This is a genomic window from Streptomyces sp. NPDC031497 (genome assembly GCF_055580905.1).
In genome coordinates, this window is sequence record NZ_JBVIKO010000008.1 from 342,452 (window position 1) to 362,121 (window position 19,670).

Annotated in this window: 18 protein-coding genes; 17 read left to right on the forward strand and 1 reads right to left on the reverse strand. The window is 72.3% G+C overall.

Features of this window, described 5'->3' with window-relative positions; genetic code table 11:
* The first annotated feature begins 125 nt into the window (after positions 1-125).
* The 17 genes from ACZ5K7_RS19575 to solA all read left to right on the forward strand — a co-directional run bounded on the left by ACZ5K7_RS19575 (position 126) and on the right by solA (position 18,797).
* Positions 126-1,325, forward strand: coding sequence for an acyltransferase family protein (locus tag ACZ5K7_RS19575; protein ID WP_468914844.1), 1,200 nt, complete (start codon positions 126-128; stop codon positions 1,323-1,325).
* A 9-nt stretch (positions 1,326-1,334) separates the two neighbouring features.
* Complete coding sequence (locus tag ACZ5K7_RS19580; RefSeq protein WP_351704251.1) at positions 1,335-2,321, forward strand: NAD(P)H-dependent flavin oxidoreductase; 987 nt, start codon at positions 1,335-1,337, stop codon at positions 2,319-2,321.
* 142 nt (positions 2,322-2,463) lie between these two features.
* Positions 2,464-3,324, forward strand: a complete 861-nt coding sequence (locus ACZ5K7_RS19585; RefSeq protein ID WP_468914846.1) for a class II fructose-bisphosphate aldolase — start codon at positions 2,464-2,466, stop codon at positions 3,322-3,324.
* Positions 3,325-3,326: 2 nt separating this feature from the next.
* Positions 3,327-4,148 carry an HAD-IA family hydrolase gene (locus tag ACZ5K7_RS19590; RefSeq protein ID WP_468914848.1) on the forward strand — a complete coding sequence of 274 codons (822 nt, stop codon included), beginning with the start codon at positions 3,327-3,329 and terminating at the stop codon, positions 4,146-4,148.
* Positions 4,149-4,170: 22 nt separating this feature from the next.
* The gene (gene dhaL, locus ACZ5K7_RS19595; protein WP_351704260.1) at positions 4,171-4,851 is read left to right on the forward strand and encodes a dihydroxyacetone kinase subunit DhaL; all 681 of its coding nucleotides are present in this window, start codon (positions 4,171-4,173) and stop codon (positions 4,849-4,851) included.
* A gap of 31 nt (positions 4,852-4,882) precedes the next feature.
* Positions 4,883-5,878, forward strand: coding sequence for a dihydroxyacetone kinase subunit DhaK (gene dhaK / locus ACZ5K7_RS19600; protein ID WP_351704263.1), 996 nt, complete (start codon positions 4,883-4,885; stop codon positions 5,876-5,878).
* A 282-nt stretch (positions 5,879-6,160) separates the two neighbouring features.
* Positions 6,161-7,843, forward strand: a complete 1,683-nt coding sequence (locus tag ACZ5K7_RS19605) for an ABC transporter substrate-binding protein (RefSeq protein WP_351704266.1) — start codon at positions 6,161-6,163, stop codon at positions 7,841-7,843.
* On the forward strand, positions 7,836-8,786 hold the full coding sequence (locus ACZ5K7_RS19610) for an ABC transporter permease (RefSeq protein ID WP_468914850.1): 951 nt from the start codon (positions 7,836-7,838) through the stop codon (positions 8,784-8,786). The genes ACZ5K7_RS19605 and ACZ5K7_RS19610 overlap by 8 nt, the downstream gene beginning before the upstream one ends.
* Positions 8,783-9,859, forward strand: a complete 1,077-nt coding sequence (locus tag ACZ5K7_RS19615) for an ABC transporter permease (protein WP_351704272.1) — start codon at positions 8,783-8,785, stop codon at positions 9,857-9,859. The genes ACZ5K7_RS19610 and ACZ5K7_RS19615 overlap by 4 nt, the downstream gene beginning before the upstream one ends.
* Before the next feature lie 5 nt (positions 9,860-9,864).
* On the forward strand, positions 9,865-10,554 hold the full coding sequence (locus tag ACZ5K7_RS19620; protein WP_468914852.1) for an alpha/beta hydrolase: 690 nt from the start codon (positions 9,865-9,867) through the stop codon (positions 10,552-10,554).
* On the forward strand, positions 10,551-11,711 hold the full coding sequence (locus ACZ5K7_RS19625) for an ABC transporter ATP-binding protein (protein WP_468914853.1): 1,161 nt from the start codon (positions 10,551-10,553) through the stop codon (positions 11,709-11,711). Before ACZ5K7_RS19620 ends, ACZ5K7_RS19625 begins: the two co-directional genes overlap by 4 nt.
* A complete protein-coding gene (locus ACZ5K7_RS19630) occupies positions 11,708-12,688 on the forward strand; it encodes an ABC transporter ATP-binding protein (RefSeq protein WP_468914854.1) in 981 nt (326 codons plus the stop codon). The genes ACZ5K7_RS19625 and ACZ5K7_RS19630 overlap by 4 nt, the downstream gene beginning before the upstream one ends.
* Entirely contained in the window at positions 12,685-13,449 is a 765-nt protein-coding gene (locus tag ACZ5K7_RS19635) for an amidohydrolase family protein (RefSeq protein WP_351704284.1), read from the forward strand. The genes ACZ5K7_RS19630 and ACZ5K7_RS19635 overlap by 4 nt, the downstream gene beginning before the upstream one ends.
* Entirely contained in the window at positions 13,446-13,895 is a 450-nt protein-coding gene (locus ACZ5K7_RS19640; RefSeq protein ID WP_468914855.1) for a cytidine/deoxycytidylate deaminase family protein, read from the forward strand. The genes ACZ5K7_RS19635 and ACZ5K7_RS19640 overlap by 4 nt, the downstream gene beginning before the upstream one ends.
* A 64-nt stretch (positions 13,896-13,959) precedes the next feature.
* A complete protein-coding gene (locus ACZ5K7_RS19645) occupies positions 13,960-14,850 on the forward strand; it encodes a creatininase family protein (RefSeq protein ID WP_468914856.1) in 891 nt (296 codons plus the stop codon).
* 54 nt (positions 14,851-14,904) lie between these two features.
* On the forward strand, positions 14,905-16,362 hold the full coding sequence (locus ACZ5K7_RS19650; RefSeq protein ID WP_468914858.1) for an aldehyde dehydrogenase family protein: 1,458 nt from the start codon (positions 14,905-14,907) through the stop codon (positions 16,360-16,362).
* On the forward strand, positions 16,359-18,797 hold the full coding sequence (solA, locus tag ACZ5K7_RS19655; protein ID WP_468914860.1) for an N-methyl-L-tryptophan oxidase: 2,439 nt from the start codon (positions 16,359-16,361) through the stop codon (positions 18,795-18,797). The genes ACZ5K7_RS19650 and solA overlap by 4 nt, the downstream gene beginning before the upstream one ends.
* A gap of 68 nt (positions 18,798-18,865) precedes the next feature.
* Here solA and ACZ5K7_RS19660 read toward each other — a convergent pair whose 3' ends face one another.
* Positions 18,866-19,558, reverse strand: a complete 693-nt coding sequence (locus ACZ5K7_RS19660) for a GntR family transcriptional regulator (RefSeq protein ID WP_468914862.1) — start codon at positions 19,556-19,558, stop codon at positions 18,866-18,868.
* Positions 19,559-19,670 lie beyond the last annotated feature (112 nt).

Sequence of the window (19,670 nt, forward strand, 5' to 3'; positions counted from 1 at the left end):
ACCTCTGAGCCGGATGCCACGTACCAAGTCCCTGTGGCGGCACTGTGCCGCCCGGCGCGCCGCCAGGGCATCGGCCCGGCGGCAAACGCGCCGCCAGGAGAAGGGGTTGAACCATTTCCGCCGACTTGGGCCGTCCGGCCAGCAGCACTCTCGACCTGGCCGCCCCAGCCCCGGCGGCACAGGCGGAGACAGGGAGCAAAGCACGCGCCCAGTCGCAGGTGGGGGGCCTGGACGGCCTCCGGGGCCTGGCGGCGTTGTATGTGGTGCTGTTCCACTGCTGGCTGTACACCTTCCCCGGCTATCCCGACAGTTCGGCGCCTGCGTGGCTGAAGGGGCTGATGTTCGGGCGCCTCGCCGTCGTCTTCTTCCTGGTGCTCTCCGGCTTCTCCCTGGCCCTCTCCCCGGCCCGCCACGGCTGGCGGTCGGTCGGCGTCGCGCAGTTCCTGCGCCGGCGCGCCTGGCGGATCCTGCCCCCGTACTGGGCGGCGCTGGCCATGAGCGTGATCATCTCCCTGTTCGTGGTGCCGGCCTCGCACTTCGGGCCACCTACCGGCAAGTCCGTCCTGGTGTACGGTCTCGTCGCCCAGGACATGATCACCGCGCCCACGCCGAACGGCGCGTTCTGGTCGATCGGTGTGGAGGCCGAGCTCTATCTCCTCTTTCCTCTTCTTCTTTTTGTCAGGCGGCGGTCGAACGCGGTGGTCCTGGCCGCGTGCGTGACCCTTCCGGTGATCGCCCTCGGCCTGACAGCAGCCGGTGCGAATCCGGTGGAGGGCGACAACTGGCTTGCCCCCCACCTCGCGCCCGTGTTCGTCGCGGGTGTGATCGGTGCGGGAGTCGTCGCCGCGCGGGACCGGATTCGGCGCCTGCCCTGGGGATGGTTCGCCGCCCTGGCCGCCCTGCCCGTCCTGGCCATCGGCGTCGTCAAGGGTTCCGTGTGGACGGTGAACCACTACTTCTGGATCGACCTCGCCATCGCTCCCGCCATGACGATGCTGCTCGCCGCGGTGGCCACCGGCAGGCCCGCCCTGCTGCTACGGCTCCTGACCACGCGACCGATCCGAAGGCTCGGCGACTTCTCCTACAGCCTGTACCTGATTCATCTGCCGATCGTCATAGTCGTCATACGCCGGGTAGCCCCGCATTTCGTCTCGCGCGGCCTGCCGACGTTCTGGTTCACGCTTGCCACAGCCCTGCCGGTCTCGGTGCTCGGGGCATGGCTGTTCTCGCGGATGTTCGAGATGCCCTTCAAGCGGAACAGGTCCTGGAAATCCCTGATCGCACTGGGCCGCGCCCAAGTTGTTCGGTTTAATCGGCTTCGCTAGCTTCAGCCCATGTTGCGCACGAGATTCACCGAAATGTTCGGCATCACTCACCCGGTGATGGCGGCGCCCATGAGCCTGCACAGCGGCGGCACACTCGCCGCCGCTGTCTCCGCCGCCGGCGGCCTCGGCTCCTTCGGGGGCACACATCCCTGGAAAGGGCCGGACTGGATCCGCGCGGAGATCGCAACGATCCGGGCCACGACGGACCGGCCGTTCGGAGTCGGCTTCATCACGCCGCTCCTCCCCTGCACCGAGCCGCTTTTCGACGCCGCGCTGGAGGAACGGCCGGAGGTCATCGCGCTGTCGTTCGCCGACCCCCGGCCGTGGCTCGCTCGTGCCAAGGACGCGGGAGCCCGGGTGATGTGCCAGGTCCAGAACCACGACGACGCGGCGACGGCCGTGGCCGCCGGTGCCGACGTCCTCGTGGCGCAGGGCACCGAGGCCGGTGGCCACACCGGAACGATGGGCCTGCTGCCCCTCCTGGCCGGGATCGTGCGGCGATATCCCGATGTGCCGGTACTGGCAGCAGGGGGCATCGGCGACGGCCGGACCCTCGCGGCGGTCCTCACCGCCGGTGCGGACGGCGCCTGGCTCGGCACGGCGTTCCTCGCCACGCCCGAGGCGGTCGAGGTACACGATCTCCACAAGCGCCTGATCGTCGAGAGCGACGGCGGCGACACCGTGTGGACGCGGGCCTACGACATCGTGTCGGGGCTGCCCTGGCCCACGGCCATTGGTACCCGCGTCCGCCGTAACCGCTTCACCGACGAGTGGTCGGGGCGTGAGGCGACGCTGCGGGACCGCAAGGAGGAGTTCCAGCCCGCGGCGGACAGCAACCCCTTCGAGGCCACGCCCGACCCCGACACGAGCGAGATCCTCTACGGGCAGTCGGCGTTCTTCGTCGACGCCGTCCGTCCCGCCGCTGACGTGGTCCGGACCATCAGCGACGAGGCCGAGGCGATCCTGTCCGCACGGCCTCGATCCCTGCTGCGCTGACCGCGCCGGCCATGCCACGGCGTCGGCATCGGTTGGATTCCGGCAACCCGCCCGCCCGCCGTTCCGGGCCGCCAAAAGTGGCGGGGTGTGAGGCGCGGGCGTGGAATGGAGGAGCGGGGGTGGGTGAAGACGTGGAGGCGTCGTGGGTGTGACACCGCTGACCGAGATCCTCGCCAGGCCTTTCGCGGAGCGCTACGCCGTACCGGCCATCAACGTGTTCAACGACCTCACGCTGGAGGCCGTGCTGGCGGCCGCGGTGGAGAACGCGTCGCCGCTCATCGTGCAGACCTCGGTGAAGACGGTCAGGGCCATCGGCAGCGACGTGCTCTTCGCCATGTGGACCGCGATGACCGCGGGCATCGAGGTACCCGTCACCCTGCACCTGGATCACTGTCCGGAGCGCGAGGTCATCACCGAGTGCCTGCGGCGGGGGTGGAACTCGGTGCTCTTCGACGCCTCCAAGCTGCCGGTCGAGGAGAACATGCGGCAGACCGTCGAGGTCGTCGCGGAGGCCCGTCCGTTCGGCGCCGCGGTCGAGGGCGAGATCGAGTCGATCACCGGTGTGGAGGACGGGGTCGGCAGCGACGTCGCCGCCGAGCGGCAGTCCCTGGAAGTCGCGCTGGAGTTCCTGCGGACCACGCGGGTCGATGTCTTCGCACCGGCGATCGGGAACGCGCACGGGTCGTACAAGCAGGCGCCGGTGCTCGACGCGCAGCGCGTGTCCGACATCGTGGCGGCCCATCCCGTGCCCATCGCGCTGCACGGCGGCAGCGGGCTCTCCGACGAGCAGTTCCGCGACCTGATCTCCCGGGGGTGCGCGAAGGTCAACATCTCCACGGCCCTCAAGGAGACGTACATGAAGTCGAACCTGGCCTTCCTGCGGACGGCGGAGGAGCGGCAGAAGTGGGACCCGCCGTCGCTCTTCCGGGACGTCCGCCAGGACGTCATCGACATGGCCGGTTCACTGATGAGGCTCTTCGGCAGCGCCGGGCAGGCGAGGTAGCCGTGCCCGCGCTCGTCTTCGACTGCGACGGCGTGCTCGCCGACACCGAACGCGACGGTCATCTGCCCGCCTTCAACAGGACGTTCGAGGAGTTCGGCCTGCCGGTGCGGTGGAGCGACGAGGAGTACGCGGAGAAGGTGAAGATCGGCGGCGGCAAGGAGCGGATGCGTACGCTGCTGACCCCGGAGTTCATCGCCGCCGCCGGCCTGCCCTCCGACCCGGCCGCTCTCGACGAGCAGGTCGCGGCCTGGCACCGGCGCAAGACCGAGATCTACACGGCCATCATCGGCAGCGGAAGCATTCCTCCCCGGCCCGGCGTGCGGCGGGTGGCCACGGCGGCACATGAGGCCGGGTGGACGCTCGCGGTCGCCTCCACCTCCGCGGAGGCGTCCGTCCGCAGCGTGCTCGAACTCGCCATGGGCCCGGAACTGGCCTCTCACTTCAGCGTTTTCGCCGGGGACGTGGTCCAGCGCAAGAAGCCGGCCCCGGACATCTACGCCTTCGCCCTGCACCGGCTCGGTCTGGATCCCGGGCAAGCCGTCGTGATCGAGGACAGCCGCAACGGCCTGCTGTCCGCGCTCGGCGCCGGGCTCGCCTGCGCGGTCACGACGAGCGCCTACACGGGCCAGGAGGACTTCACCGGGGCCTCCTTGGTCGTCACCTCGCTGGGCGATCCGCCGCCGGAGGAGACCGTCGCCCGGGTGCTGAGCGATCCGCTCGGTACCGACCCGGGGCCGTACGTCGAACTCGCGGACCTCGCCGGCCTGCTCCCCGCCGCCGGCGGCGACACGGACCCCGCCCCATCCGATCCCCGACCCCACTGACGCCGCGGCAGTCAGGAGAGACATGTCAGCGCCATCGTCATCGTCATCGCCGTCGTCGTCGGCGCCCGGCGGCGACCTCACGTTCGTCGTACGGACGATCGCCCGGACCGCGGTGGACAACGAACGGGCCTTCAGCGACCTCGACGCCGTCGCCGGGGACGGGGACTTCGGGTACTCGCTCGCCCGCGGCTTCGAGATCGTGCTCGCCGACTGGGACGACCTCGCCCCGGAGGCACCGTCCGAATTCCTGAAGAAGGTCGCCATGGTGATCTCCAAGCGGGTCGGCGGCACGTCGGGTCCGCTGTGGGGTACCGCCTTCCTGCGGGCCGCCGGTGCCGTCAAGGACCGGCCGGAACCGGACGCCGGGGACGCGGTCGCCATGCTGCGGGCCGCCGCGGAGGGGATCAAGGCGCGAGGAAAGTCCGACGTCGGTGACAAGACCCTGCTGGACGCCCTGATCCCGATGACCGACGCCCTGGAACGGCGGCTGGCACAGGACGGACCGGCGGCCGACGGCGCGGAACTGGCCGCCCTGGCCGCCACGACCGCCCGTGCCGCGGCCGACGCGACAGCCCCCATGCAGGCCCGGCGGGGACGCCAGAGCTACACCGGTGAGCGCAGCATCGGCTCGCCGGACCCGGGCGCGGTGGCGGTCGCGGTCATGGCGGAGCGCATCGCCGCCGAGTGGGCCGCACGCGACTGACGCCACCGGCAGGACCAGGAGGAGTCACGGCATGAAGAAGTTCGTCAACGACCCGAAGGACTACGTCGCGGAGATGCTGGAGGGACTGGCCCTGGCCAACCCCGGCACGCTGAAGTACGTGCCCGAGTACAACCTGATCATGCGTGCCGACACCCCGCGGGAGGACAAGGTCTCGATCGTGCAGGGCTCCGGGTCGGGTCACGAGCCGGCGCACGTGATGACCGTCGGCAGGGGGATGCTCGACGCGGCCTGTCCGGGCGACGTGTTCGCCGCGCCGCCCGCCGACTACGTCTACGAGACGGTCAAGCTGGTCGCCTCCCCGAAGGGTGTGCTGCTGCTGGTCAACAACTACACCGGGGACCGCATGGCGTTCGAGATGGCCGAGGAACTCTCCCAGGCCGACGGCGTGACCGTCCGTACGCTGTTCATCGACGACGACGTGGCCGTACAGGACTCGACGTACACCGTCGGCCGGCGAGGGGTGGCCGGCAACTTCTTCGTGATGAAGGCCGTCGGCGCGGCCGCCGAGCGGGGTGCGGACCTCGACGAGGTGTACCGGATCGGGGAGAAGGTCAACTCCGTCACCCGCTCCATGGGCATGGCGCTCACCGCCTGCACACCGCCGGCGAAGGGTTCGCCGCTGTTCGAACTGCCCGACGACGCCGTCGAGATGGGCGTGGGCATCCACGGCGAACCGGGCCGCAAGCGCGAGAAGCTGCAGTCTGCGGACGTGATGGTGCGGGAACTGGTCAGCGCGGTCGTGGACGACCTGCCGTTCTCCTCCGGTGACCGCGTCGCGCTGATGGTCAACGGCCTCGGCGGCACACCGATCGGCGAGCTGTACCTGGTGTACGGCCTCGCCCACAAACAACTGGCCGAGCGCGGCATCGAGGTCGGGCGCAGCTACGTGGGCGAGTACTGCACCTCGCTCGACATGGCCGGCGCCTCCGTCACCCTGGTCCGCCTGGACGACGAGATCCTCGACCTGCTCACCGCCCCCGCCGAGATCCCGATCCGGGTCTTCTGAGAGACCGGGGATTCGCACACGTCTGGACCTTTTTGGAGATTCAGTGACTCAAGTGCCCTGTCGGCGACAGGGCACTTGCCCGGTGCCCGCAGGCGACTCGTTCCCGGTCCACGCCTCGCGCGTCGGATCCCCCACCGGGGGGGCAACCGATCGTCCGAAGTCCGCTTCACACGCCTTTAACCCCAGGGACACGAGAGGGAATCGGGAGCCACTGAGCATGTTTTTGGATCCAATCCAGCGCAGATTTAATCCATTCTCAGGATCGGTGCCCAAGGAGGCCCCATGCCGGATCACACCTCTGGATCGCCCTCGACCGCCGCCGCCACCCCGTCGTCGGTGCCGGCGACCGGGTCGCGGGACGTCTCGCGCCGGACGATGCTCCGGGGGGCCGGACTGCTCGGCGTGGGCGTCGGGTTCGGGCTGCCCGCCCTGCTCACCGCGTGCGGTGCCGCGGCCCAGGACGGCGGCGGCAGCGGCAAGGGCGGCACGCTCACCCTGGCCATCGACGCCACCAGCGCCGTCAACGACCCCGCCTTCTACACGTCCCTGGGCGACTGGATGGCCGTCGACTGCGTCTGCCGCGGCCTGACCTTCATCTCCTTCGAGACGAACGAGCCCACACCGGACCTGGCGAAGAAGTGGACCATATCCGATGACAGGCTCACCTACACCTTCACCCTGCGCGAGGGCGTGAAGTTCCACGACGGGACCACGCTCACCTCCGCCGACGTGCTCGCCAGCCTCGGCCGCCAGTTCGACCCCGACGACAAGACGCTTCCCAAGGGCGCGACCCGGCCGCTGGCGAGCATGGGCGCCAACGTCGCCTCACTCACCGCGCCCGACGACACGACCGTGAAGATGGTCCTGAAGAAGCCCGACCGGACCGTACTCGGCAAGCTCTCCGACATCGGTGGCCGGATCATCTCCAAGGCCGCGCTGGACAAGTACGGCGCGGACATCGGCAAGCACCTCGTGGGCACCGGGCCGTTCGCCTTCTCCACCGCCACCGCGGGGCAGTCCATCACGCTGGAGGCCTTCGACGGCTTCCGGCTGGGCAAGCCCCCCATCGACCGGCTGGTGCTGCGCCAGGTCCAGGACCCGTCGACCATCGTCAGCTCGCTGCTCAGCGGCGACGTGTCCGCGACCCAGTTCGCCCCGTACTCCGCCGTCTCGCAGCTGCGCAAGGACAGCGCGGTGAAGGTGTACGACACCCCGCAGAACGCCGACGCCATCATGATGATCGACGCCCGCCGGGTCCCCGAGCTGAAGGTGCGCAAGGCCATCAACCTGGCCATCAACCGCAAGGCCATCCTCCAGCAGGCGTTCTACGGCGTCGGCGCCGAACCCAGGGGCTACGCCATCCCGCCGGCCCAGAGCGGTTACGACACCGCGCTCGCCGACCTCAGCACCCAGGACACCGCCCAGGCCAAGCGGCTGGTCGAGGAGGCCGGGGCGAAGGGGCGCACCATCCGGCTCATGGCCGCCAGCGACTCCTGGCACCCCAAGGCGGCCCAGATCATCGCCCAGAACCTCACCGACGTCGGCTTCAAGGTGGCCACCACCTCGGTGGACCCCGCGACCTACTTCAGCCGGCTCCTGGACGGGGAGGACGACTACCACGACCTGATGATCTGGGAGCGCAACACCTACGTACCCGACCCCGACGACATGGTCGGCGCGATGGCGAGCCCCACCAGCATCTACGGCTCCAAGCTCTCCGGCATGGACACCCTCAAGGGCGCCGCCTCCCTCGCCGACGACCTCTACGCGGCCAAGAACCTCACCGACACCAAGAAGCGCACCGCCGCCTACACGAGGATCCAGCGCCGGTGGGCCGAGGAGTACATGGTCCTGTCGATGCTGGCGTGCTTCAGCAACCTGGTCGTCAGCGGAGCGGACGTGAAGGGCATGAACACCGACGCGCTGGCCAACCACCGCTGTTACATGGAGAAGGCCAGTGTCTGAGACCGGCGCCGCGGTCGACGCCGTGGCGGTGGAGGCGGCGCCCCTCGCAGCCACGGCCCCCGCCGCCGCGGCCGCCGCGGCCTCCCGGCCCCGAACGGCACGACGGATTCTAAGCGCGCTGCGCCGGCGCAGGGTGGCCCGCTCCTGGCCCGCGCTGCTCGCCTGGCTGCTGCTCGCCGCTACGGTCCTGATCGCCCTGCTCGGACCGCTGGTCGTGGCCGCCGACCCGCTGCGCCAGACCTCCTCGGCGCTGCTGGCACCCGGGGCGCCGGGGCATCCGCTGGGCACCGACGACCTGGGCCGGGACGAGCTGGCCCGGCTGGTGCACGGCGCCCGTCCGCTGCTGCTGGTGTCCTTCGCGGCGACCGCGCTCGCGGCCGGGATCGGCACCCTGGTCGGGCTGGTCGCCGGATACGCGGGCGGCGTGGTGGAGCAGGCGCTGATGCGGCTGGTCGACCTGGCGCTGGCCTTCCCGTCGATCCTGCTGGTGATCCTGCTGGTGGCGGCCGCCGGACCGGGCAAGGTCAGTCTGGTCCTCGGCATCGGCGTCTCACTGGCGCCGGGTCTCGCCCGGCTGGCCCGCACCCTGACCGCCCGCGAGGCCGCCAAGGACTACGTCGTGGCCTGCCGGCTCGGCGGCACCGGGGCGCCCCGCATCCTGCTCCGCGAGGTACTCCCCAACATCGGCGGCCCGTTGCTCGCCCAGGTCGTCATGACGCTGTCGATCGCGGCCGGGTTCGCGGCCGGTCTCTCCTACCTCGGCCTGGGCATCCAGCCGCCGCAACCGGACTGGGGCTACATGGTGCAGGCCGGGCAGGAGTTCCTGTACACCGCTCCCCGGCTGGTGGTGCTGCCCGCCGCCCTCACCCTGCTGTTCGTCGTGGCGTGCAACTTCGCCGGCGACGACCTGCGGGACGCCCTCGACCCGAGAGGGACGGCGTGAGCGCGGGCACCGGGGTGCTGCCCCGGGTACGCCTGCCCCGGCAGGCGGGAGCGGCCTGGGTGTTCGTGCGGCGGCTCGCCGTGATCCCCGTCGTGCTGTTCGCGCTGTCCTCGCTGGTGTTCGTGGCGATACGGCTGCTGCCGGGCTCCCCGGCGACCTCGCTCGCGGCGGGCGGCGGCAACACCTCCGCCGCGCAGGTCGACGCCAACGAGGAACGGGTCACCAAGGCCCTCGGCCTGGACCAGCCGCTCCTCACCCAGTACGGCCACTTCCTCGACGACCTGGTCCATCTGCGGCTCGGCACCTCGTTCTACGGCTCCAACAGCGTCCTCGGCCTGCTCGGTGACGCGCTGCCCGCGACCGTGGAGCTCACCCTCGCGGCCATGACGGTCGCGGTGCTGCTCGGCGTGGTCACCGGAGTCGTCGCGGCACTGCGCCGGGGCAGCTGGATCGACACCTCGACCCGGGCGGTGGCGACCGTCAGCTTCTCGCTGCCCTGGTTCGCGCTCGGCGTACTCGCCATCGTGGTGTTCGGCGTGTGGCTGCGCTGGCTGCCGGTCCTCGGCCGGCTGCCCAGCACCCTCGACTACCGGCCCACCACCGGCTTCGTCCTGCTCGACGCGATCCTCCAGGACCGGCCCGAACTGGTGTGGCCGTGGTTCCAGCACCTGATCCTGCCGGCTGTGACGCTCGCGCTGTCGATGGCCGGCTTCATCACCCGGATCGTGCGCGCCTCCGTCCTGGAGGTGCTCGGCGACGACTTCGTGCGCACCGCCCGGATGAAGGGCCTCGGCGAGGCCGCGGTGGTGCGCCGGCACGTGCTGCGCAACGCCTGGCTGCCCATCGTCACCGTCCTCGGGCTCCAGTTCGGATCCCTGCTGGGCGGTTCGGTGGTCACCGAGACCGTCTTCTCCTACCCGGGCGTCGGACGCCTCCTCGTGCAGGGCGTCCTGCAGCGCGACTACCCGGTCGTCCAGGGCGCGGCCCTCGCGATCGCCCTGCTGTTCACCCTCGTCAACCACGCGGTCGACCTGCTCTACACGGTCCTCGACCCGCGCCTACGCAAAGGATGATCCCGATGGACATCGTGCTGGTCCACGGCGCCGGCGGACGGCCCACCACCTGGTCGGCGGTCCAGCCGCTACTCACCGCCCACGGCCACCGGCTGGTCACGGTCACCAATCCGATGACCTCGCTCGCCGACGACATCGCCGAGACCACCGCCGCGCTCGCCGGCACCAGCGGCCCGGTCCTGCTCGCCGGGCACTCCTACGGCGGCGCGGTGATCACGAACGTGGGACGCGACCCGCGCGTCGCGGGGCTGGTCTACATCGCCGCGTTCGGGCCGGACGAAGGCGAGACCGTCAACGAGATCGTCGAGCGCTACGAACCCGCGGAGATCTCCAAGTACATGCGGCGCGGCCCGAACGGCGAGTGGAAGTCCGAGCCGAGCGCGGAGTTCTGGGCGGAGATCGGCCCGGACCTGTCGGACGAGCAGCGGGCGGTCGTCGAGGCGGAGGGACGGAAGGCCGACAACCTGATCTTCACCCAGGCGACCGGTGTCCCGGCCTGGCGGTCGCTGCCCAGCTGGTACCTGGTCGCCGACGACGACCGCACCCTGCGCCCGGAGATCCAGAACTTCATGGCCGAGCGGATGAAGGCGACCGTCGAGCATGTGCCGGGCAGCCACTACACGACCCTGGTGTGGCCCGAGCGCGTCGCCGGGCTGATCCACCGGGCGGCGCTGGCCGTGGGCGGTGCCGTATGACCGCGCCGGAGGGCGTACATGACGTGACCGCGCCGGAGCGCATGCTCGACACGACCGAGTCGGAAGGCGTGCACGGCGTGACCGCGCCGAAGCGCGCGCACGACACGACCGAGTCGGAAGGCGTGCACGAAGCGGCCCCTTCGGACCCGGTGCTCGAAGTGCGCGGCCTGAGTGTCGGGTTCGACGTGCCGGCCGGCCGGCTGCCCGCCGTGGACGGGGTGGACCTGACGCTACGCAGGGGCGAGATCCTCGCGCTGGTCGGCGAGTCCGGGTCGGGCAAGTCGGCGCTGTCGATGAGCCTGGTCGGCCTCAACCGCGGCCCCCGCACCCACATCGGCGGATCCGTGTCCTTTCGGGGCCGGGAGCTGGTGGGGGCGTCGGAGCGGGAGCTGCGCCGGGTGCGCGGCAAGGACGTGACGGTGGTCTTCCAGGACGCGCTGGCCGCGCTCAACCCGCTGCACCGGGCGGGCGCGCAGGTGGCGGAGACGATCCGAGCCCATGGCGACGTCCCGCGCGCCACGGCCGCGAGCCGTGCCGTCGAACTGCTCGGCGAGGTCGGTATCGCGGGCCCGGCGCGGGCCGCCCGCGCCTATCCCCACCAGCTCTCCGGTGGCATGCGCCAGCGTGTGATGATCGCGATGGGGCTGGCCAACGACCCGGCGGTGCTGATCGCGGACGAGCCGACCACCGCGCTGGACGTGACCATCCAGGCCCAGGTGCTGGCACTGCTGAAGCGCGTGCAGCGCGACCACGGCACGTCCGTGCTGCTGATCACCCACGACCTGGGGGTGGTCGCGGAGGTCGCGGACCGGGTGGCGGTGATGTACGCGGGCCGGATCGTGGAACAGGGCACTCGTGACCAGGTGCTGTTCGACCCTCAGCATCCCTACACGATGGGCCTGCTCGGCTCGGTGCCCCCGCTGCACGGGCCGGTGCCCGAACGGCTGCCGGCCATCCCGGGCAGCCCGCCCGCCGGTGTCGAGCGGCCGCCCGGCTGCGGCTTCCGGCCGCGCTGCGCGTTCGCCGACGACGGCTGCGACAGCCGCCCGGAGTTGCGGCGGCGCCACGGCGGGCCGGCCCACCTGGACGCCTGTGTGCTCCCCGCGGAGGCCCGGGTGCGGGCTCGGGCGGCCCAGGCTGCGGGAGCCGCCGTATGAGCGGGGTCCTGATGAGCGCCCGCGGGCTGCGGGTCGACTACCCGGGTCGGGCCGGCGGCCGGGTGCGGGCGCTGCGGGACGTCGACCTGGACATCGCCGAGGGCGAGACGCTGGGTCTGGTCGGCGAGTCGGGGTGCGGCAAGTCCACGCTCGGACGGGCGCTGCTGCGCGTGGTGGAACCGTCGGCGGGGCGGATCGACTTCCTCGGCACCGATCTGACCCGGCTGCGCGGGCGGCGCCTGAGGCGGACCCGGGCCGAGCTCCAGATGGTGTTCCAGGACCCGTTCGGCTCGCTGAACCCGCGCCGCACGGTCGCCGACATCGTTGCCGAGCCGCTGCTGCGCTCCCGGGGCGCGAGCCGCGCCGAGGCGGAACGTGTGGTGGCCGAGCTTCTCGACCTGGTCGGTCTGGGGGCCGAGGCAGGCGGGCGCAAGCCGCACGAGTTCTCCGGCGGCCAGCGCCAGCGCATCGGCATCGCCCGGGCTCTGGCCTCCTCGCCGCGGTTCGTGGTGGCCGACGAGGCGGTCTCCGCGCTGGACGTGTCCATCCAGGCCCAGGTGCTGAACCTGCTGTCGGACCTGGTGCGCGACCGGGGTCTGACGATGCTGTTCATCTCCCACGACCTCGGTGTGGTGCGGCACATCGCCGACCGGGTGGCCGTGATGTACCTCGGCGAGATCATCGAGACCGCTCCCCGGGACGGCTTCTTCTCCGGCCCGGCCCATCCGTACAGCAGCGCGCTGCTGGCCAGCGTGCCGGAGCTGCGGCCCGGGCCGCCCGTCGAACGGCAGCCCCTGGAGGGCGAACTGCCCGACCCCGCGGACCCGCCGGAGGGCTGTCTGTTCCGGACCCGCTGTCCGTTCGCCACCGACCTCTGCCGCACCCGGCACCCGGAACTGCGCGAGATATCGCCGGGCCGCCGCGTGCGCTGCCATCTGCCCCTCGGCCCCGTGCCCGTGAGTGAGGACCCGCATTGATCATCGACGCCTACAACACCACGCAGGACGTGCGCGGCCGTTCCGACTACCTGACCGGGGCGCGCAAGGGCGAGGCGCCGCCGCCGTACAAGCCCTTCGAGCCGCGCCGCATCCTCGACCGGATGGACGCCGCCGGGGTGGACCTGGCGATGGTGTGCTCGCTCGCGCAGCGCATCGAGAACGACTTCATCGCCTCGCTGGTGGCCGCGCATCCCGACCGGTTCTTCGGCTTCGGCCAGGTACTCCCGCAGGCGGACGACGCGATCGAGGAGATCGACCGGATCGCCGACGCCGGCCTGGTGGGGTTGAAGCTGCATCCGAGCCTGCACGGCTACCACGTGGCCGACCACGGGCTCCTCGACCCGGTGTTCGAGGCCTGTGCCAGGCGCGGGCTGCTGGTGCTCGTCAACGCGCTGGACGACGCCTTCTGCGCGCCGCTGGCCATCGAGGAGATTGCCCGGGACCACCCCGGGGTGCCGACGATCATCGCGCACATGGGCGCGGTGTGGAACGTGCCGGAGGCGATCATCGTGGCCGAACGGCAGCCGCACGTCTATCTGGAGACGTCCGCGACGCTGATGAGCGACGTGAAGCGGGCCTACGCGCGGCTCGGCCCCCGGCAGATCCTGATGGGCAGCGAGTGGCCCGGCTCGGACTTCGACCTGGAACGTATGAAGATCGCCAAGGCGGTCGAGGACGAGAAGGACCGGGCGTTGGTCGAGGGCGGCAACATGGCCCGTCTGCTGGGGCTCGGCGCATGACCGCCGCGCCCGTGGCCGTCCCGCCGGAGATGACCGAGCAGGACGCCGAACTCCTTTCCGTGGCACAGGCGTTGCTGGACCGGGTGTGGCAGCCGGACCGGCACGAGGTGGCCACCGCCCTGCGCACCGCGGACGGCCGGATCCACACCGGTGTCCATGTCGAGGGCTCCTGCCGGCGCAGTTCGATCTGCGCGGAGGGCGTCGCCCTGGGCACCGCGCGCGGCGCGCTCGCGCCCGGTGCGCCGCTGGCGGTGACCTCGGTGGTGTCGGTGCAGATCAAGCCCGCCGGACGGTTCCGGATCATCGCGCCGTGCGGGGTGTGCCGCGAACTCATCAGCGACTACTGCCCGGACGCGGTCGTGTGGATCACCACGGTCGACGGCGACCGTCCTGTCCCGGCCCGCGCCCTGGACCTGCTGCCGGAGAAGAGCCGGCGCCGCTGGTGACTCCGGACCACAGCCCCGCACCCCGAGGAAGCGACACCCCGGGATCCCCGAGGAATGGAGAGACATGCCGTCCGTCATCACAGGGCCGAACGGCCTGAGCGTCCCCACCGGCCTTGACGTGCCCGCACTCGCCGCGCAACTCGGCGGCACCGGAGCGCCGTTGCCGTGGGAGGAGCTGACCTGGCAGGAGGCCGGGACCACGGTCGCCGGCGGCGACGCGGTGATCATCCCGGTGGGCGCCACCGAACAGCACGGCCCCCATCTGCCGCTGGCCGTGGACACCCGGATCTGCGAGGCGGTCGCCCTGGGCGTGTCCGCGCTGACGGGCGTACCGGTGCTGCCGCCGCTGGCCTTCGGCGTGTCCGCCTCGCACGGCGGCTTCGCCGGGACGGTGGCGCTGCGCCCCGAGACGATGATCGCCGTCGTGGAGGACGTGATCGACTCGCTGTACGCCAGCGGCGTACGGCAGTTCGTCCTGCTCAACGGCCACATCTGGAACAACGGCGCGCTCGACGTGTCCGCCGAGAAACTGAGGGTGCGTCACCGGGACGCCCGGGTGCGGGCGTTGGGGTACGTGACGATGTACCCGGGGCCCGAGGTCGACGGCCATGTCACGTACGGGCGGGCGCTGATGCACGCCAACTACTTCGAGACCTCGGTGATGCTGCACCTGGCGCCCGAGCTGGTGCGGATGGAGCGGGCCACCTCGCACGTCGACGTCGACTCCTTCTGGGACTACCGCATGGACCAGGTCAGCGAGACCGGTGTGTGGGGCAGGGACGTCACCGAGGCGAACGCGGCTCACGGGCGGGCGGAGTTCGACCGCTGTGTGCTCACCACGGCCCGCGCGGTCTCGGCGGCCGTGTGCGAGCCCTGGCCCAGCGCGGCGCACCGGCCCGGCGATCCCGTCCCAGCCGTGCGGCCTCAGCCGTCCGGCCTGAGCCACCCGGCCTGAGCCGCCCGGCCCGAGACCCGCGCCGCCGTTCCACGAACGACAAGGAGAACCCCCTTGGACCCCAGCATCACCCTGCCCGTGCTGCCCGAGTGCGAGCCCATGCTCATCGGCGGCGCCTGGACCACGGGCGCCTCGGCCCGGCGCATCCCGGTCCTCGACCCGGCCACCCGCGAGCCGCTGACCACGATCGCCCAGGCGGACGCCACGGACGTGGCCGCGGCGGTGGCCGCCGCCGCGGCCGCGCACCGCGACGGCCGCTGGCGCGCGCTGCCGCCCCGGGACCGTCGGGACGTCCTGCTGCGCCTCGCCGACCTGGTGGAGCGGGACGCCGAGGCGCTGGCGGTCCTGGACACCCTGGACAACGGCAAGGCGATCGAGCGGGCCCGCGGTGACGTGGAGCTGGGCCTCCAGGCGATCCGGCACTTCGCGGGCACCCCGGCCCGGCTGACCGGCACGGTGCATCCCGCCGGGCCCGGCCGGCATGTGTACAGCGTGCGGGAGCCGGTGGGCGTGGTGGCCGCCGTACTCCCCTGGAACTTCCCCTTCATGATCGCCGCCTGGAAACTCGCGCCGGCCCTGGCGGCCGGCTGCACGGTGGTCGTCAAGCCCGCCGAGCAGACCCCGCTGACCGCGTTGCGGCTGGCCGCGCTGTGTCTTGAGGCCGGTGTGCCGGAGGGCGTCGTGAACGTGGTGACGGGCGACGGACGCACCGGGGCGGAGCTGGTCGCGCATCCCGACGTGGCCAAGGTGTCGTTCACCGGGTCCACCGACGTCGGGCGGCTGATCATGGCCGCGGCGGCGCCGTCCGTGAAGCGGCTCACGCTCGAACTGGGCGGCAAGTCCGCCAACATGGTGTTCGCCGACGCCGACCTGGACGCCGCCGTACCGGCCGCCGTACGGGCCGTGTTCGGGCACTCCGGACAGATGTGCACGGCGGGCAGCCGACTGCTCGTGCAGCGCACGGTGATCGAGGAGTTCCTGGACCGGATGCTGCCGGCCGTCGAGGCGCTGCGGATCGGCCCCGGTCTCTCGGGCGGGATCAACATCGGTCCGCTCGTCTCCCAGGAGCAGTTCGACCGGGTCACGGGCTACCTGGACCTCGGACGCGCCGAGGGCGCCAAGGCCGTCACGGGCGGCGAAGCCCTGCCGGGACCCGGCTGGTTCGTGCGGCCCACGGTGTTCACCGACGTCACACCGGACATGCGGATCGCCCGGGAGGAGATCTTCGGACCGGTCGCCGCGGTGCTGCCCTTCGACACCGAGGAGGAGGCCATCGCGCTGGCCAACGACAGCGACTACGGCCTCGCGGCCGGCGTGTGGACCACCGACCTCGGCCGCGCGCACCGCGCCGCGGCGGCGCTCCAGGCGGGCACCGTGTGGGTGAACACCTACAACGAGTTCGACCCCGCCGTGGCGTTCGGCGGCAGCAAGCAGTCCGGTCTGGGCAGGGATCTCGGCGACGCGGCGGTCGACGGGTTCACCGAGCCCAAGAGCATCACGATGGCGCTGTGAGCGCCCCCGTGACGGCGGTGCCGCCGGCCCCCGCCGGTTTCGACCTGGCCGCCGAGCGGGCCCGTACCCCGGGCTGCGCGACCGGTCACCACTTCAACGCGGCCGGTGCCGCGCTGCTCGCCTCGGACACGGTCGAGGCGGTCATCGCACAGCTGCGCGCCGAGAGTCTGCACGGCGGCTACGAGGCGGCCAAGCTCGCCGCCGACGACCTCGCGGCCGTCTACACCCGCACCGCCGGCCTGCTCGGTGTCGACGCGGACGAGATCGCCCTGGTCGAGAGTGCCACCGCCGGCTGGCAGCGGATCGTGTCGGCGCTCCGGCTGCGGACCGGGGACCGGGTGCTCGCCGCCCGCTCCAGCTATGTGAGCAGCGCCCTGCACCTGCTCGCCGCCGAGCGCGACACGGGAGTACGGGTGGAGGTGCTGCCCAACGGGCCCGACGGCGCGACCGATCTGGAGGCCCTGGAGCGGGCGCTGCGCACCGGTCCCGCCGCGCTGGTGACCGCGGCGCACGTGCCGACCTCGTCGGGGCTGGTCGAACCGGCCGCCGGCATCGGCGCGCTGACCGCCGCGCACGGCGTGCCGTTCCTGCTCGACGCCACCCAGTCGCTGGGCCAGCTGGACGTCGACATGCCCGCCCTCGGCTGCGATCTGCTGATCGGCACCGGCCGCAAGTTCCTGCGCGGTCCGCGCGGCACGGGCCTGCTGGCCGTGCGCCGTCCGCTCCTCGAACGGCTCGCCCCGCAGGCACCGGATGTGCGCGGGGCCCGCTGGACGGCCGAGCGCAGCTGGGAACTGGCCCCCGACGCACGGCGGTTCGAACTGTGGGAGGCCGCCCACGCACTGCGGCTCGGTCTGGGCTCGGCCCTGGCCGACCTGCACGCGCTCGGCCCCGCGACCGTTTTCGGCCGGCTGTCCGCCCTCGCCGCGCGGCTGCGCGAGCGGCTCGGCGCGGTCCCCGGCGTACGGCTCACCGACCCGCCGGCGGCGGGCGGGGCGATCGTCACCTTCGTGGTGGAGGGGCTCGACGCGGGCGAGGTCCAGCGACGGCTGGCGCTGCGGCGGGTGTACCTGATCGCCGTGCCGGCCGATCACGGCCGCTGGGACCTGGAGCCGCGCGGACTGGCCAAGGTGGTGCGGGCGTCGGTGCACGTGTACACCGACGACGGCGACCTGGACGCCCTGGTGGAGGCGGTCGCGGAGATCGCGGCGGACGCGCAGGGCACGGGTCGAGGGCCGGAGGCCGCGGGCCCCGGTGCCATGGCGGCCACGGCGGGCGCGTCCCGGCCCCCGGCACGCCTCCCGCGCACCCGGACCGCCCGGACGTCCGCGACCGCCCGCCGGGACGCCGTGGTGGTCGGGCTCGGCGTGCACGGCGGTGCGGTGCTGCGGCAGCTCGCCGAGCGGGGGCTGGACGTGCTCGGGATCGAGCGGTTCACGGCGGGGCACGACCGCGGGTCCTCGCACGGCGCCACCCGGATGATCCGCCGGGCCTATCCGCACCCCGACTGGGACGGTCTGGTCGACACCGCCTACCGCGCCTGGGCCGAGCTGGAACAGGCCGCGGGGACCCGGCTGGTAGAGGTCACGGGCGGGCTGTACGCGGCGCCCGGGGAGCGGCCCGATCCGCTGCGCGGTCCCGGCTGCCGTACCGTGGACCGCGGGACGGCGGCCCGGATCTTCCCGGGGCTGCGGCTGCCCGAGGGGTTCACCGCGGTGCACGACCCGGCCGCCGGGATCATCGACGCCCGCGCGACCCTGCGCGTCCAACTGGCCCTTGCGGAACGGGCCGGAGCGACCATCGCCGACCGCACACGGGTCACGGGCTGGCGTCCGGAGGGCGACGGGGTCGTCGTCCGGACGGCGGACGGGGAGGTACGCGCCCGCCGGCTGGTGCTGTGCGCCGGGCCGTGGATGCCCAAGCTGGTGCCGTCGCTCACCCCGCACCTGACGGTCACCCGGATCGTGAACGCGTACTTCGCCGCGGATCCGGCGGGGCCGCTCGGGCCCGGCGGGCTGGGCAGCTTCTCGGTCGATCTCCCGGAAGGGCTGCTCTACGGCTTTCCGGCCGCCGACGGCCGGGGGCTGAAGGCCGGCCTCGACTCGGGTCCCGCGTGGGATCCGGAAGCGGCCGGACCCGCCGCGACCGACGCCGAACTCGCCCTGCTGACAAGGGCGGTGAAGCGGGTGCTGCCCGGTGCGGGCCCGGTCACGGAGAGCCTGACGTGTCTGTACACGATGACGCCGGACCGGCGGTTCCTGGTCGGCGAGGTGCCCGGGGTGCCGCAGGCCCTGCTGGCCTCGGCCTGTTCGGGACACGGCTTCAAGTTCGGTCCGGCGATCGGGGCGGCCCTGGCCGACCTGGTGTGCGAACTCCCGCGCCCGGACCTGGACTTCCTCTCCCCCGCGCGGCTGGTTCCCGGCGGTGCCCGGTGACGGCGGTCACCGGGACGGCGGTCACCGGGACGGCCGGGGGCGAGCTGGTCGGGGCGGCCGTCGGCGGGTCAGCCGTGGAACACGGTCTGGGAGCGTCGCTCGTACCAGGCGGTCAGGTGTTCGCCGGCGCTGATGACGTGCTCGCGCATGGCCTCCTGCGCCCGGTCCTCGTCCCGGTCGGTCAAAGCGGCCACGACGGCGTCGTGCTGACGGATGTTCAGCTGGCGGTGGCGTTCGTCACCGGTCAGGGCCAGCGAGGACACGTTGCGCGGGAAACTCTCGTTGATCCGGTCGATCATCCGGCTCAGCCAGGGGTTGTCCGCCGCCTGGCAGACCACGGTGTGGAAGCAGTCGTTGGCCTGGGTGGTGTCCGGGGTGCCCACGGCGGCGGCGCCCGCCGCCGCCGCGCGCAGCACGTCGTTGTGGCGGCGCAGTTCGGCGAGCTGGCTGTCGGTGATCCTGGCCGCCGCGCGTCGGGCGGCCAGGGCCTCCAGCTCCGCGCGCACCTCGTAGGCCTGCCGCACCTCCCAGGGCGCCGGCACCCGCACCACCGCGCCGCGGTGCGGCTGCATCTCGATCAGCCCGCCGTTCTGCAGCTGGCGCAGCGCCTCGCGCACCGGGGTGCGGCTGACCCCGAACTCGGCCGCCAGCGCCGCCTGGCGCAGCGGTTTCCCGATCGGGAGCTCCCCGTCCATGATCCGCGCGCGGATACGGGCAGCGATGTCGTCGACGAGGGCGCCTTCGTCGGTCTGGGGCGTCATCGGAGTGGGTCTCACCCTTCTCGGGGACTGACGGGGGCCGCGCGGTGGTCGAGCAGTCTGCCACGCCGCCGCCATCCACTGTTCATCGACATTGGATCCATTTACAGACTAT